This is a genomic window from Rhodococcus (subgen. Prescottella) equi, from assembly GCF_003013675.1.
In the GTDB taxonomy this organism is placed as follows: Bacteria; Actinomycetota; Actinomycetes; order Mycobacteriales; family Mycobacteriaceae; genus Prescottella; species Prescottella equi.
Window position 1 is genome coordinate 2,630,071 of the sequence record NZ_CP027793.1, and the last position, 14,802, is coordinate 2,644,872.

Here is a 14,802-nt window from a genome sequence, read left to right on the forward strand (position 1 = left end):
ACGAACGGCGCCGCCCGGCGTCCCTACGCGTCCGCGAACTCCAGACCACCGTCCGCCGTGGCGGGGACGCGGCGGCGCAGCGGTGACCCCAGGGCCCGGGCGAGATCGCTGCCGTCGTGCTCGGCGAGCAGGTCGCCGCCGGACCAGACGAGCAGTGCCGCGCTGACGCTCTGTTCGGCTGTCGAGTGCGCCAGGTCGTAGTGCGCGCACCCCGGAACGCCCGGGTACGTGATCCAGAGGTCGTAGCCGGTCATGAACAGGTCGAGATCGAACTGGACACTCAGACCCAGCAATTCGCTGCGCCCGTTGTCGTCGACACCAGCGAAGGCCTCGTCGAGGCCCAGCAGGCGGGGCGAGTGCGGATCGGCCGACGAGAGCATCACGTGCGCGGCAGCGAACAGCGGAAGGTGCAGGGATACCGACTGCTCGCCACCGGACAGCGCGCTGTGCCGCGCCACGGTGAGACGGTCCTCGCTGCCGTCCCCGCCGATCAATGTGAACGAGAACACCCGCCACCGGCGGTAGTCGAGCGCCGACGCGAGGATCTCGGGGTACGAGCGCTCCGGGTGCGCGGCCCGGGCGATGCGCACCTGCGCCGCGAAGTGGGCGCGGATGGTCGCCAGCTCGTCGGCACTCAACGCCGCGGGCGCGCGGTCCAACAGCTTGGACACTGCACGGGAGGTGTCGTCGAGGTTGTCGGCGAGTACCCAGTGCACGCCGATCGTGCTGCCCGACGACATGCGCCGCTCGCGCATCTCGGCACCCATCTGGGCGATCAGGTCACGGGCGTCCGCGGTGCGCTCGTGGATCTGCTGGGCGAGGCCGGTCAGCAGCGCGTCCTCGAGGATGCGCCGCTCGGAGTCGGTGAGCAGGACCTCCTGGTCCTGACGTGCCGCCGCGATCCGCGTCGAGAACTCGCCGATCGACGAGTAGCCCTGATCGTCCTGGACTCGGACGACGGTCAGCCCGTCCGGCGCGTCCCACTGCAGGCGGTAGTCCTGACCAGCCGCGGCCAGTTGCGCGTCGAAGTCCTGCAGTGCCGCGGTGAGCGCCGACCGGGTCGACTTCTTCGCGTTCTCGCTGGTCCGGACGGACGCGGTCGCGGCGTCCATCGCGCGATAGAGCGCCGCGACCTCGGCCGGCAGGATCGGTGCGTCCGGATCGCCCTCGGTGACGATCCGGTAGACGAGCTGGTCCGCGGTGAGCCACGCGGCCGCACTCTGCGGCCAGGTGTGCTCGCCCTCGACGCGCAGCAGGTCGAGGAGGTCACGTCGCGCGTACGGTGCCAGTCGGTCGGCGTCGGTCCGGGTCTCGGTGAGCGCGCTGCGCAGTCCTTCGACGGCTGCGTTGTGGGCACCCTCGGCCTTGCCGATCTGCTCGACCGCCGCGTCGTAGGCCTTGCGTGCCGCCCGCTGTTCGGTCTTGCACACCTCGATCCGCGCCCGCGCTTCCTCGAGATCGGCATCGATCTGTTCGGCGCTCGCTCCCAACGCCTCGCGCAGCGTCTCGAGGCGCGAGACTTGCTGCGCGTAGTTCTCCTCGGCGACCGCTGCCTCCTCGACGAACTCCTCGGTGTTGCCGCGGGCCTCCTCGAGCCGGTCCTCGGCCTCACGATGGAGTTCCAGTTCCTTCTCGTGCTCCCGGCGGCAGCGCAACAGCTGTTCGCCCTGGCTCTCGAAGTGGCGGATCGACGCGGCGAGGGCATCGACGTCACGGGCGTGGTGCGACACCCGATGCGCAACCGCGACGGCGCGAAGTTGCTTCTCCTTCGCCGTGTGATCGGCGATGGCCTGGTCGAGTTCCTGGCCGGACGACTCGGTCGACTCCGACCGGGTTCGCAGCGCTCCGGCAGCTTCGGTCAGCTTCTTGAGCGCGGCGAGGACGGCACCGGTGCGCGGAAGCGACTTCGCGGCACCCGCGAGCGTGTCGAGCAGTGCCTTCGCGTCGCCTTCGACCGCGCGGGCGGCGGTCCGGGCGTCCTCCGCCGCGGTGATCTCGGCGTCGAGTTCGTCGATGCGCTGGGCGCGTCGACGTTCGCGCGCCGTGGTGCCGATGTACTCGGCGTCGGCCTTGACGTGCCGGCCCCGCGCGATGCCCTGCCAGAACCGTCCGTCGACTCCGATCCCGACGTGCGTGTCGCGGGCGCTGCCGTCGCGGTCCAGCGAGACCGAGTCGAGGATCGCCCGGACCCGCTCTTCGGGCACTCCGGTATCGCTTTCCACGGCGAGCACGTCGGCGAGGGTCGCGCCCTGCGGGCGGCGGTCTTCCGGCAGCGGCTCGAGGAACTGCTCGGACTCGATGTCGGCCGGCGCATCGTCGGTGGGAAGCACCCACCCGTCGAGGAGGTTCGCGGCAGCGAGCGCGGACTCGACGCCTGCAGCGATGACGGGTTCGACGTCGTCGGCGAAGCGCACGAGACGCCACAGCGGAGCTCCGGGCAGTTCGCTGCGGTCCCCGGTGCGGGACGCGAATCGGGCAGGGGCGTCGTCCTTCTCGGCGGCGACGTGCTTGCGGTCGGTCTGCAGTTCCGCGATCCGGGCGGTCGCGGCCGCCTGCGCGGCGGCGGCCTCGCGGCGGCGGGCCCGCTGCTCGTCGAGTGCGGATTCGACGTGCTCGTGCAGCACGGTGCTCAGACTGGGGGAGTCGTCGTCGCCGGCCTGCGCGAGCGCCTTGTCCAGTGCCGCGAAAAGGTCCGCGGTCACGCCGATCGCGGCGTAGTCGGCGGAATGCTCGGTCCACCAGGAGCGCAACGCCGCCGCGCAATCCGCCCGGGCCAGCTCCACCGTCGCCTCGGCTTCGGCGACCGCGGCCTGTGCGGCCTCGAGCAGTTCGCGTCCCTTGTCGGCGGCCCGGTCCGCGCGTTCGCGTTCGGTGTTCGCCTTCTCGACGGTGGCGAGGGCGGCGCGCACGGCGCGGACGTCGCCGTCGCGTTCCTCGGCGTGCCCGCGGACCGCGGCGATGATCTGATCCGATCGCGAGCCCTCCGGCAGCGGGGTCCACGCGATGCCGGCCTGCTCGGCGGCCTCGGCCAGTTCGGTCTCCGCGCGTACCAGTGCCGCGGTGGCGGTCCGCACCGATTCGGTGGCGCGCGTTGCCTCGCCGGTGCGCTGTTCGAGCGTGGCCTGCGCCTTGCGGGCCTTGTCTGCCTGCTGCTCGGTCGACAGCTTCAGCTGTGCGACGGCGGCCGCGAGGTCGTCGAGCTGCTGTTTGCCCTCGTAGGCACCCGAGCGTTGCAGGGTGTCGAGGTCGGCGCGGGCCTGCTCGAGGGCGCGCTCGGCGGAGGTGAAGCGGTCCTCGGCGAGCAGTCGCTCCTCCTGTCGCGACGATTGCAGCGCGACCGCCGCGTCGAGCACCGACCGGGCGCGGTCCACCGATTCGAGGCGTCGCGCCACCTGTTCGACGTCCGTGCGAGCCTGCTGCGCCAGATACTTCGAGTACACGGTCACGAAGCTCTGCGCCGCCTGATCCGCGGCGGCCAGACCCTCGAGGGCGCGGCCTACCTCCTCCATGTCGCTGAAGGAGCGGGCCGCTTCGAGCACGAGCTGCTCGTCGAGCGGGCGCAGACCGTCCGTGAGGGCCTGCGACAGCCCCTTGGGGTCGAGGTTCTTCGCCAGCTGCGGACGCCGCAGCGTCAGGATCAGGTTGATCAGCTGGTCGTATCGTTCGGCGCCGAGCCCGAACAGCCGCGCATCGATGGCGGCGCGGTAGTCGACGGGGCGGTCGGTGATCGCGTCGCTGCCGAGCTGTTCGGCGAGCTGCTTCCTCGTCAACGGCCGGTCGTCGTCGCCGAGGAGCGAGAAGTCCACGCCGACCCGGCCGTCGGCGACGAAGTACCACCGGGTGACCTTGTCGTTCTGCCGGCTCGCGCGCATGCCGATTCCGACGGTGACCGCCTCGGGGTCGTCCTGCGGCCCGCGGGCGAACTCCATCCACACGTAGGAGTGCGCCGAATCCTGGCCCCGATACAGCAGATTGGACTTCATCGTCCGTTCCTCGCCCGCGAACGGGTTCAGTCGCCGCGGCTCGATGCGTCCGTCGAACACGAACGGGAACAGCACCTCGAGCGCCTTCGTCTTGCCCGAACCGTTCGGGCCCCGGAGCACCAGCCGGCCGTCCGCGAACGAGAACTCCTGGTCGCGGTAGTCCCAGAGATTGATGATCCCGGCGCGGGTCGGCTTGAAACGCGCAGATGCCATGCGAAAAATGCCTCTACTTCTCTAGGAGTGCTTCTCGGCGGAGACCGGTCCGTGGAACAACTCGGACTGGGCGCTCCGGTCGCGGATGTTGACGACGACGCCACGGAACCGGGCGATCGGCGGCAGCACGAGTACGCCGCCGTCGACACTGCGGACGAGCTGCAACCGATCGAGGAGCGCGACGGCGTTGCGGCGCAAGCCGTTGCGGTCCGCCTGCCACTGCGCGGCGAAGGTGCGCCCGAACCGGAGTACCAGTTCGTCGACGGCCCCGGTCACCCAGTCGTCGTCGAGGAGCGCGTAGCGGGCGGGTTCGATCGGGTCGTCACGGTCGTCGGCGGCGTATCCCGCCGACTCCGCTGACTCGGCCGACTCGAACGGGTCGGCCAAGTGCTCGAAGATCCCCGATCGGGGGATCGCCGAGTCCAGCCGCTCGATCAGCTCGGCCTGATCGGTGGTCGGCAGCGGGTGCCGGGGGAGCGGGGCAGCATCGAGATCGAGGACCCGGTCGGCCATCTCGCCGGCCAGGAGCAACGCGACCTGTGCGATGGTGCCGGTGCTCGGGAACCGCACGTCGGACATCCGACCGGACGGATCGATCATCGCGATGCCCTCGGCGCGGCGCTCGGCCACGAGCCCGGTGAGATCCTCGACGTCGGCGGCGGTGCGCGGCAGCGCCAGCTGCAGTCGCTCGTCGTCGGTGAGGGCGTCGGCGTACACGACCGGACGCTCGACGAGGGCGCGCCGCATCCGCCGGGCAGTCTCGCGCGCGTCGGTGGGTCGGTAGGCGGTGATGTCGTCGTCGAGGGGCGCCGGCTCACCGGTGAGCAGCGAGCGCACCGACGTCACGTGCTGCAGTGCCCGGGGCGGCCGGAACAGCGCCACCACGACCGAGCGGTCGATGTCGTAGAGCGCCTCTCCCGCATCGGGATTCGACGCCCATCCGCCCGCGTCACCGTCGGCGAGGACGATCGCGCCGCGCGCGGCGAGCCAGCCGACGGCGTCGACGAACGCGTCCCGGTCTGCCGCGCGGTCGGTGGACAGTGTCACTCCGGCGACCTGCGTAGCCTCGGATGCGACGTGATCGGCCAGCTCCGACAGGGTGATCTGGTTGCCGGCGCGGCCGAGCGCGGCGAGGGCGAGCGCCAGGTACGCGTAGCGATGCCGGTCGAAGGGGCGATCGGTGCCGGTGCGGGCGGGCGCGCCGGGTTCGAGCCGGTCCGTCACTGTGAACAGACGCGCGGTGGTCTCGGTGACCTCGAGTCGGTAGCCGAACAACTCGAGCAGGTCGTCGCGCAGCTCGGTGGCCCACCGGCGCAGCAGCGGCAGCGCGAGGCGATCAGGATACGTCTGCGTCACAAGGTGATTCGAGAGGATTACCCGCGCGGCTCGCTGGTACGAATCGAGGTCGAGTGGGGAGACGGAACGGTTCCTCATCGGACACTCACCCGCAGTCCGTCCAGGTGGAGCCTGCCGCGAGCGGTGTGCACGACGGTCGATTCCCCGTGCGGGCTCAGTGTGAGCTTGACGCCGTTCTCCGACCCGGTGGAGCTGGGAACGGATCCGGTGACCGGCACCCGGGCGGTGAGTGCGGCATTGAGCAGACTGAGCAGGACGTCGGTCTCCTGCTCGTCGAGCACCCGGTCGTACGCGCCGGAAGCCGCCAGCGACGACGCCGCGATCGCCCGCGCCCGCTGGGCGGCGAGTTGTTCCTCCCGGAGGCGGCGGATGCTGCCTTCGTTGCGCTGCATGCGCGACGGCATACCGGGCTGGGCGGCCCGGCCGGTCTCGGCGAGCGTGCGGGAGATCTCCACCGGAGTGGCGTCCCACCACGACCGGGACTCGGGAATGATGTCCGCGTCCGGGTGCACCATCGACAGGTGTCGAGGGCGACCCAGGTCGAAGACGAGCTGGAACAGCGCGTGGGCCGATTCCTCGTCCGGGGTCGCGGCGAACCAGCCGGCCAGGTGCCGCAACTGACTCTCGCGGCTCACGCCGCCGCGTCTGGTCTCGGTGACGCGGCGCAGCAGCGAGAGCACTGCCGCGATCGCGCTCATCGTGCCCTCGCGCAGCCTGTCCGACTCGCTCGGCCCGGCGGCCGCGACGAACCACTGCGCCAGGCCCGACCACCGCGCCCGCCAATCGGATTCGCGCTCCTCGCGGGAGAGGAACACCCGGTCGTCGCTCGCGGCGGCACGGGTGATCAGCGATTCGATGCCGGTCGCCTCCACGTTCTCGATCGCGGCACCGAGCTTCGGCGCGTACCGCGCGAGGTCGGAACTGAACTCGCGCATGTGACTGAGCAGCGCGTCCTTGTGCGAGAGGAACGCCTCCGGCGTGATCTCCGTCGTGCGCACCAGATCGCCCAGCATCAGATAGAACTGGGCAGCGCGGGCCGCCATGTCGGTGAGCGTCGAATCCAGCCGTGCGAGCTTGCGATAGATGAGATCACCGTCGCCGCAGCGGTTCGCCTGCGCGAGTTCCTCGAGGTCGGACAACAGGTCGGGCAGCGCGAGCCGGGAGAGCGTCGCGTCCTCGAGCCGTGCACCCAGCAGGTCCTCGACCGCTCGGAACGCGAGGTAGCCGGCCTGGCTGAACTGGTACACGAAGTGCCGGTTCCGGTACTCGGCGAGCGTCGCGGCGCGGCTGCCGTCGTAGCTGCGTTCGAGCACGCCCCACGTGTGCAACTGGTCGAGCAGGGGCGGGATCTCACCGGCGGTGAGAGCGCCCGACGGGTCGTCGTCGGCGATACGGGCGAGGATGTCGGCGACCTCGCCGGCATGCAGCAGGACAACGTAGTTGGCACGCGCGTGGTCGAACGCCCGCATCACCCACAGGTAGTCGGTGCGTTTCTCCGCCGTGGTGAAGGAGAACAGTCGCAACCGGTCCTCGCGCACGGCGAAGTCGACGTCCGCGGCGGACGCGCGCGGGTCACCTGAATCGCTCACCGTGACAGCCTAGGGCGTCGGCCCTCCGACGAGCGAACACGCCGGTCGGTCACCGCGCTCGGCGCATCTCGCGGCGCCAGCCGGACTCGTCCGCGCGCATCGTCGTCAGCTGGTAGTCGGCGGCATCGGGGTGCCGGAACGGACCGGCGACGAGGTCTGCGTAGGCGTGCGACGGGGCGACGCAGCGCAGTCCCTCGCGGATCTGCATGCGCTCGAACACCACCGCCGACCACGGCGTGGCGATCACGACATCGCCACCGCCGTCGACGGGGCGCAGATCGAACTCGGATGCGAAGGCGTCGACGTCGTCGGCATACAGTTCGAGCACGTCGGGCCGGGCGTAGTCGGTGGCACCGATCCCGGTGACCGCGTAGCCCGGGTCCCCGCTGCTCGCGGCGAGTCGGGACCGCAGGTCGTCGAGGCCGTCGGGCGACGCGAAACGCCGCGTGCGACAGGGCTTGCGATCGGTGGCCCACGCCCGCAGCATGTGCTCCCAGCGGACGTCGGTGACGGGGCCGCGGGGCATCCGGCTGAGGAGTTCGCGCTCGAAGAGCACTTCCACGACGCGGTAAGCGGCACCCGTCGAGGCGCCCGAGAGCTTGATCAATTCGGGCACCGACATTTCGCCGACGTGATCGGCGAGAGCGCGCACGACGCGTTCGGACGGCTCACCGGTGAGGACGCCGGACGGGCGACCCGGGCCGCGCCACGGGTCCGCGTCCGCACCTCGGTTCCGCACCCAGATCGCCGGCCGGTCCGCGACGAGCGTGAGGTTGCCCGTGGCGTCGGCGTAGGAGATGCCGTGCGAGTCGAGTTGGCGGCGCACCGGGTCGGACAGGTAGTGCGCGCACACGAACCCGCGGTCGCTGTCGGACAGTTCGTTCGCGATGCGGGCGATGTCGCCGCTCAGTACGCCCTTGGACGTCACGATCGCGTACGAGACGGTGTCGCCGTCGGGGGCGGTGACGAGAAGTCGATTGGGTGCGGCGGGGGAGCGGGGGCGATCCGCCGACACGGTCCAGCCGTTGGGCAGTGCGCCTTCCAGCCAGGCCACGGCGCGGCGGTAGATGTCGATGCTGCGCTCGGGGCGAGGATTCGGGGCAACGTCGGTGATGCTCACATTCGTCACAGTAGTCACTCTGTGCACTACGGAACCAGTAGAAACTCCGAAACCTGAGCGGCGTGTCGCTCGGAAGTCGGTAGGGGACGGAACATAAGGAATTGCCGAATCATCGCGGCGAATGTCGCGTGTTCGGGCGCCTGTCTCGAGATCGGCTACGGAGGTCGAGGGCGCTTCAGTCGGCGCGCGGGCCCCGGGGCATGAGCAGCGGCGGCAGGATCGCGAGAAGCAGCGCGGGCACCAGGAAGCTCACGCTCGGATGGGTCGCGTACAACGGGGTGAGGGTGAGCGGCGCGAGTGCCGCTCCCGAGAACCGGAACGACTGCACCACCGACACCGCGCCGCCGCGGTTGCCGCCCTCGGCGCCCAGAACTGCGGCATTGACGCCGACCAGCAGGAACTGCGACGCGACCCCGGCAACGAACCAGGCGATCGCCGCGACTGCGACGTAGCCGACGGTTCCCGCCACGGCCACGAGCGTGGCGCCGGCGACGGCGCCCAGCACGACCGTCCTGCGGGCGCCGATCCGGTCGATCAGGGTGCCGACCGGGCGCGCGGTGAGGATGCCTGCGACGCCGAAGCCGGTCAGCAGCAGCCCGCGGGCGGCCGGGCTCATGCCGAAGACGTCCTCGGCGCGGAAGGCGAGCAGGAATCCGAGGCCGCCGAGAGCTCCCCACCCGAGCAGGGCGACGACACCCACTCGGAGCACGTCCGGCCGCAACGCGTCGCGCAGCCGGGCTCCGGTGTCGGCCGGAATGGTGCGTGCGGCGTCGGGCAGGCCCACCGCGCCGAGCAGCGCGGCGACGAGGGCGATCGCGAGGAATGCCAGACGCCAGTCGGCTTCGGCGGCCAGGCCGCCGATCAGCGGGGCGCTGGTCTGCCCGGCCGCCTGCAGCGCGCCGAACGCGCCGAGGGCGCGGCCGAGCTTGTGTTGCGGCGTCATCGCGGCGAGCGTCGCCAGCAGCAGGGGAGTGGTGAACGCGTTCGCGCAGCCCTGGAGAACGCGGGCACCGAGGAACAGTTCGAGTGTCGGGGCCGCGAAACAGGCCAGCGACGCCGCGAGGTACACCCCGTACGCCACCCGCACGGTCCGCATCCGACCCCAGCGTGCGCCGAGCGTGCCCGAGACGAGCATGACGAGCGCGAACGGAAGCAGATAGGCGGTGAGCGAGGACGCCGCCGCAGCGGCGTCGGTCCCGAGTCCGTCGCCGATCTCGGGGAGCATCGACGTGACGACACCGCCGCCGAACGGACCCAGGAATCCGCCGGCGTACAGCGCCGAGCGTTGCAGCGTCGCGCGCGGACCGGCGGCGCCGTCCGCCGTCACGCCCCGAAACGCCCCGGTCCGCGGCGACGCAGATAGCGCTCGAACTCGGCCGCCAGCGCGTCCCCGTCGATCTTGGAGATCGCGTCGGAGATGTCGGTCTCGGCGTCGCCGCGTTCCTCGAGCGAGCGCACGTACTCGGCGATCTCCTCGTCGTCGCGGGTCATCTCCGACACCGACTCCTCCCAGTCCTCTGCCTGGTTGGGCAGATCACCGAGCGGCACCTCGATGTCGAGGACCTCCTCGACGCGCTGGAGCAGCGCGACCGTCGCCTTGGGATTGGGCGGCTGCGACACGTAGTGGGGGACCGCGGCCCAGAACGAGACGGCAGGAACGCCCGCCTTGACGCACGCGTCCTGCAGCACGCCGGCGATTCCGGTCGGGCCCTCGTAGCGGGACTTCTCGAGGCTGAACTGCTCGGCGGCCTCGATGCTGTGCGCCGTGCCGGTCACGGGCACCGGTCGGCTGTGCGGGGTGTCCGCCAGGAGCGCGCCCAGGATCACCACCGTGTGCACGCCGAGCTCCTCGACGAACTCGAGCAGCTCGTCGCAATAGCTGCGCCAGCGCATGTTCGGCTCGATACCGCGCAGCAGCAGCACGTCGCGGTCGCTGCCCGGAGGGGTGCACAGGGACAACTGGGTGGTGGGCCAGACGATCTCGCGGGTGACGCCGTCGACCTGCCGGATGATGGGCCGGTTGACCTGGTAGTCGTAGTAGTCCTCGGAGTCCAGCTCGGCGAGCGGCTTGGCGTCCCACGTCAACTCGAGGTGCTCGACGGCCCCGCTGGCGGCGTCGCCGGCATCGTTCCAGCCTTCGAAAGCGGCGATCAGCACGGGATCGCGCAGGGGTGGCACGTCCGCGTCGGTTTCGTCCGCAGCGGAGGTGTCGGGGAACTCGGGTGAACTCACCCACCCAGCCTACGACCAGGGGCCGACGAGCCGCCCACTACTGTGGACGGCATGTCTGCACCATTCCACTCTGCCCTGCTCGATGCGCTGAAGCAGCGCGTTGTCATCGGCGACGGCGCCATGGGCACGATGTTGCAGGCCGCGGATCTGACTCTCGACGACTTCCTCGGGCTCGAAGGCTGCAACGAGATTCTCAACGAGACCCGTCCCGACGTGCTGCGCGACATCCACCGCGCGTACTTCGAGGCCGGCGCCGACGCGGTCGAAACCAACACTTTCGGTTGCAACCTCCCGAACCTCGCCGACTACGACATCGCCCACCGCATCCGGGACCTGTCCGAGCGCGGTACCCGGATCGCCCGCGAGGTCGCGGACGAGATGGGTCCCGGCCGCGACGGCATGGGCCGGTTCGTGCTCGGCTCGATGGGTCCGGGCACCAAGCTGCCCACCCTCGGCCACGCCCCGTTCGCGGTACTGCGTGACGCCTACACCGAGTCTGCGCTCGGCATGATCGAGGGGGGCGCCGACGCGATCCTCGTCGAGACCTGCCAGGACCTGCTCCAGGTGAAGGCCGCGATCATCGGCAGCCAGCACGCGATGGAGAAGCTGGGGCGCCGCCTGCCGATCATCACCCACGTCACGGTCGAGACGACCGGCACGATGCTGCTCGGCAGCGAGATCGGCGCCGCGCTCACGGCGCTCGAGCCGCTCGGCATCGACATGATCGGCCTCAACTGCGCCACCGGCCCGGACGAGATGAGCGAGCACCTGCGCCACCTGTCGCGGCACTCGAAGCTGCCGGTGTCGGTGATGCCGAACGCCGGTCTGCCGCAGCTGGGTCCGAACGGTGCCGAGTACCCGCTGTCGGCCGACGAACTCGCGGTCGCGCTGTCGGGCTTCGTGAGCGAGTTCGGTCTGTCGTTCGTCGGTGGCTGCTGCGGCACCACCCCCGAACACATCCGTCAGGTCGCCGACGCCGTCCGCCGGGTCGAGCAGGCGAAGCGCACGCCGGAGCCCGAGGACGGGACGTCGTCGCTGTACCAGGCGGTGCCGTTCGATCAGGACGCCTCGATCCTGATGATCGGTGAGCGGACGAACTCCAACGGCTCCAAGGCGTTCCGCGAGGCCATGATCGCCGAGGACTACCAGAAGTGCATCGACATCGCGAAGGACCAGACCCGCGACGGCGCACACATGCTCGACCTCAACGTCGACTACGTCGGTCGTGACGGCGCCGCCGACATGGCCGCGCTCGCAAGCCGATTCGCGACCGCGTCGACGCTGCCGATCATGCTCGACTCCACCGAGCCCGAGGTGCTCCGCGCCGGGCTCGAGCATCTCGGTGGCCGCTGCGCCGTCAACTCGGTGAACTACGAGGACGGCGACGGCCCGAACTCGCGCTACCAGCGAATCATGAAGCTGGTCAAGGAGCATGGTGCCGCGGTCGTGGCGCTCACGATCGACGAGGAGGGCCAGGCCCGCACCGCCGAGCACAAGGTCCGGATCGCCGAGCGGTTGATCCAGGACATCACCACCACGTGGGGCCTGTCGCAGTCGGACATCATCATCGACGCGTTGACGTTCCCGATCTCGACGGGCCAGGAGGAGGTCCGCCGCGACGGCATCGAGACCATCGAGGCGATCCGCGAGATCAAACGCCGCTACCCGGACGTGCACTTCACGCTCGGTATCTCGAACATCTCGTTCGGTCTCAATCCCGCTGCGCGCCAGGTGCTGAACTCGGTGTTCCTGCACGAGTGCACGGAAGCCGGCCTCGACACGGCGATCGTGCATGCGTCGAAGATCCTGCCGATGGCGCGCATCCCCGACGAGCAGCGCGAGACCGCGCTCGACCTGGTCTACGACCGTCGCCGCGAGGGGTACGACCCGCTGCAGAAGCTCATGGAGTTGTTCGAGGGCGTCTCGGCGGCCTCCGCGCGCGAGTCACGGGCCGAGGAGTTGGCGGCGCTGCCGCTGTTCGAGCGGCTCGAGCGGCGCATCGTCGACGGCGAGCGGAACGGGCTCGAGGCCGACCTCGACGCCGCGATGGTCGAGCGTCCGCCGCTCGAGATCATCAACGAGACCCTGCTCTCGGGTATGAAGACCGTCGGCGAGCTCTTCGGCTCCGGCCAGATGCAGTTGCCGTTCGTGTTGCAGTCGGCCGAGGTCATGAAGGCCGCGGTCGCGTACCTCGAGCCGCACATGGAGTCGACCGGCGACGAGGGCAAGGGCCGGATCGTGCTCGCCACCGTCAAGGGCGACGTGCACGACATCGGTAAGAACCTCGTCGACATCATCCTGTCCAACAACGGGTACGAGGTCGTCAACATCGGCATCAAGCAGCCGATCGCCACCATCCTCGACGTCGCTCTCGACAAGAAGGCCGACGTCATCGGCATGTCGGGTCTGCTCGTGAAGTCGACGGTCGTGATGAAGGAGAACCTCGAGGAACTCAACGCGAAGGGTGTCGCGGAGCAGTTCCCGGTCCTGCTCGGCGGTGCGGCGCTCACCCGCTCGTACGTCGAGAACGATCTGTCCGACGTCTACCAGGGCGAGGTTTCCTACGCGCGGGACGCGTTCGAGGGCCTGCATCTGATGGACACGATCATGGCCGTCAAGCGCGGCGAGGGTCCGGCACCGGACAGCCCGGAGGCGATCGCGGCCGCAGAGAAGGCGGCCGAGCGCAAGGCCAGGCATGAGCGCTCCAAGCGGATCGCGGAGAAGCGCAAGGCAGAGTCTGCGCCCGTCGAGGTTCCGGAGCGGTCCGACGTCGCCGCCGACATCGTCGTGCCGAGTCCGCCGTTCTGGGGTACCCGCATCGTGAAGGGCATCGCACTGGCCGAGTATTCGGGTCTACTCGACGAGCGTGCGTTGTTCCTGGGGCAGTGGGGTCTGCGCGGTCAGCGGGCCGGCGACGGCCCGACGTACGAGGAACTGGTCGAGACCGAGGGGCGTCCGCGCCTGCGGTACTGGCTGGACCGGCTGAGCACGGAGGGTGTGCTCCAGCATGCCGCCGTCGTCTACGGATACTTCCCGGCCGTCTCCGAGGGCGACGACGTGATCGTCCTCGAGTCACCGGACCCCGATGCGCCCGAGCGGTTCCGGTTCACGTTCCCGCGTCAGCAGCGCGATCGGTTCCTGTGCATCGCGGACTTCGTGCGCTCCCGTGACGACGCCCGCAAGGACGGGCAGGTCGACGTGCTGCCCATGAACCTCGTGACGATGGGCCAGCCCATCGCGGACTTCGCGAACGAGTTGTTCGCCGCGAATTCCTACCGCGACTACCTCGAGGTGCACGGCATCGGCGTCCAGCTCACCGAGGCGCTGGCCGAGTACTGGCACCGCCGGGTCCGCGAGGAACTGGTGCTGCCCGGCGGTCACAACCTCGCCGAGCAGGACCCCTCGGATGTCGAGGACTTCTTCAAGCTCGAATACCGGGGCGCGCGTTATTCCTTCGGCTACGGCGCCTGCCCGGACCTCGAGGATCGGCGCAAGCTCGTCGCGCTGCTCGAGCCGGAGCGGATCGGCGTCGAGCTGTCGGAGGAGGTCCAGCTGCATCCCGAGCAGTCGACCGACGCATTCGTCCTGCATCACCCGGAGGCCAAGTACTTCAATGTTTGATCGAACGTCGGCGGAGGCCGGCACGCTGCGGGCCGTCCTGTGGGACATGGACGGCACGCTGCTCGAGTCGGAGAACCTGTGGGACATCGGGGTCCGCGAGCTGTCGCTGCACCTCGGCGGCCCGATGTCGGAGGAGACCCGCCAGGCGACCATCGGGGCATCCAGCTACAACGCGCTGATCACGGTGTTCGCGGCGCTCGACCTCGATCCGCATCCGGACGCGCTGGCCGACGCGAAGAGTTGGCTGTACACGAGGATGGGGAAGCTGTTCGAGGCCGGACTGCCGTGGCGGCCGGGCGCACAGCAGGCGTTGCGCACCGTTCGCACGGCGGGACTCGGATCGGCGCTCGTGACCAACACCGACCGGGAACTGTGCGAGTTCGCGCTCGACACGCTCGGGCGCGAGCATTTCGACCACTCGGTGTGCGGCGACGAGGTGCCGGAGGGTAAGCCGGATCCCGCGCCGTACCTGCGGGCGGCCGAACTGCTCGGTGTCGAGCCCGCCGAGTGCCTCGCGGTGGAGGATTCGCCCACCGGCGCCGCCGCGGCGGAGGCGGCGGGCTGCACGGTACTGGTGGTTCCGTCCATCACGACGGTCCCCGAGTCGCCGCGTCGGATCTTCCGCACGACGCTCGAGGGTCTCACCGTGCCGGATCTGTTCGCGCTGCATCGGCAGGAGGCCGCCTGA

At 70.2% G+C, this 14,802-nt stretch carries 8 protein-coding genes; 2 read left to right on the forward strand and 6 right to left on the reverse strand.

The window, feature by feature from the left end; all coding sequences use genetic code 11:
* Positions 1-23: 23 nt before the first annotated feature.
* The 6 genes from C7H75_RS12450 to C7H75_RS12475 form a co-directional block, all read right to left on the reverse strand.
* The gene (locus tag C7H75_RS12450) at positions 24-4,196 is read right to left on the reverse strand and encodes a TIGR02680 family protein (protein ID WP_106851399.1); all 4,173 of its coding nucleotides are present in this window, start codon (positions 4,194-4,196) and stop codon (positions 24-26) included.
* A gap of 21 nt (positions 4,197-4,217) precedes the next feature.
* Positions 4,218-5,630: a TIGR02678 family protein gene (locus C7H75_RS12455; RefSeq protein WP_106851400.1), complete on the reverse strand. Its 1,413-nt coding sequence runs from the start codon at positions 5,628-5,630 to the stop codon at positions 4,218-4,220.
* Positions 5,627-7,075, reverse strand: coding sequence for a TIGR02677 family protein (locus C7H75_RS12460; RefSeq protein WP_175280066.1), 1,449 nt, complete (start codon positions 7,073-7,075; stop codon positions 5,627-5,629). Before C7H75_RS12460 ends, C7H75_RS12455 begins: the two co-directional genes overlap by 4 nt.
* A gap of 115 nt (positions 7,076-7,190) precedes the next feature.
* On the reverse strand, positions 7,191-8,261 hold the full coding sequence (locus C7H75_RS12465) for a hypothetical protein (protein ID WP_005513251.1): 1,071 nt from the start codon (positions 8,259-8,261) through the stop codon (positions 7,191-7,193).
* Between the two features lie 175 nt (positions 8,262-8,436).
* Positions 8,437-9,588: an MFS transporter gene (locus tag C7H75_RS12470; protein ID WP_069854860.1), complete on the reverse strand. Its 1,152-nt coding sequence runs from the start codon at positions 9,586-9,588 to the stop codon at positions 8,437-8,439.
* A complete protein-coding gene (locus C7H75_RS12475) occupies positions 9,585-10,493 on the reverse strand; it encodes a PAC2 family protein (RefSeq protein WP_005513249.1) in 909 nt (302 codons plus the stop codon). The genes C7H75_RS12470 and C7H75_RS12475 overlap by 4 nt, the downstream gene beginning before the upstream one ends.
* 51 nt (positions 10,494-10,544) lie before the next feature.
* Here C7H75_RS12475 and metH point away from each other — a divergent pair, with 51 nt between their 5' ends.
* Positions 10,545-14,114 (forward strand): methionine synthase, encoded by a 3,570-nt coding sequence (gene metH, locus C7H75_RS12480; RefSeq protein WP_081184970.1) that lies wholly within the window; start codon positions 10,545-10,547, stop codon positions 14,112-14,114.
* Positions 14,107-14,802, forward strand: a complete 696-nt coding sequence (locus C7H75_RS12485; RefSeq protein ID WP_013416011.1) for an HAD family hydrolase — start codon at positions 14,107-14,109, stop codon at positions 14,800-14,802. Before metH ends, C7H75_RS12485 begins: the two co-directional genes overlap by 8 nt.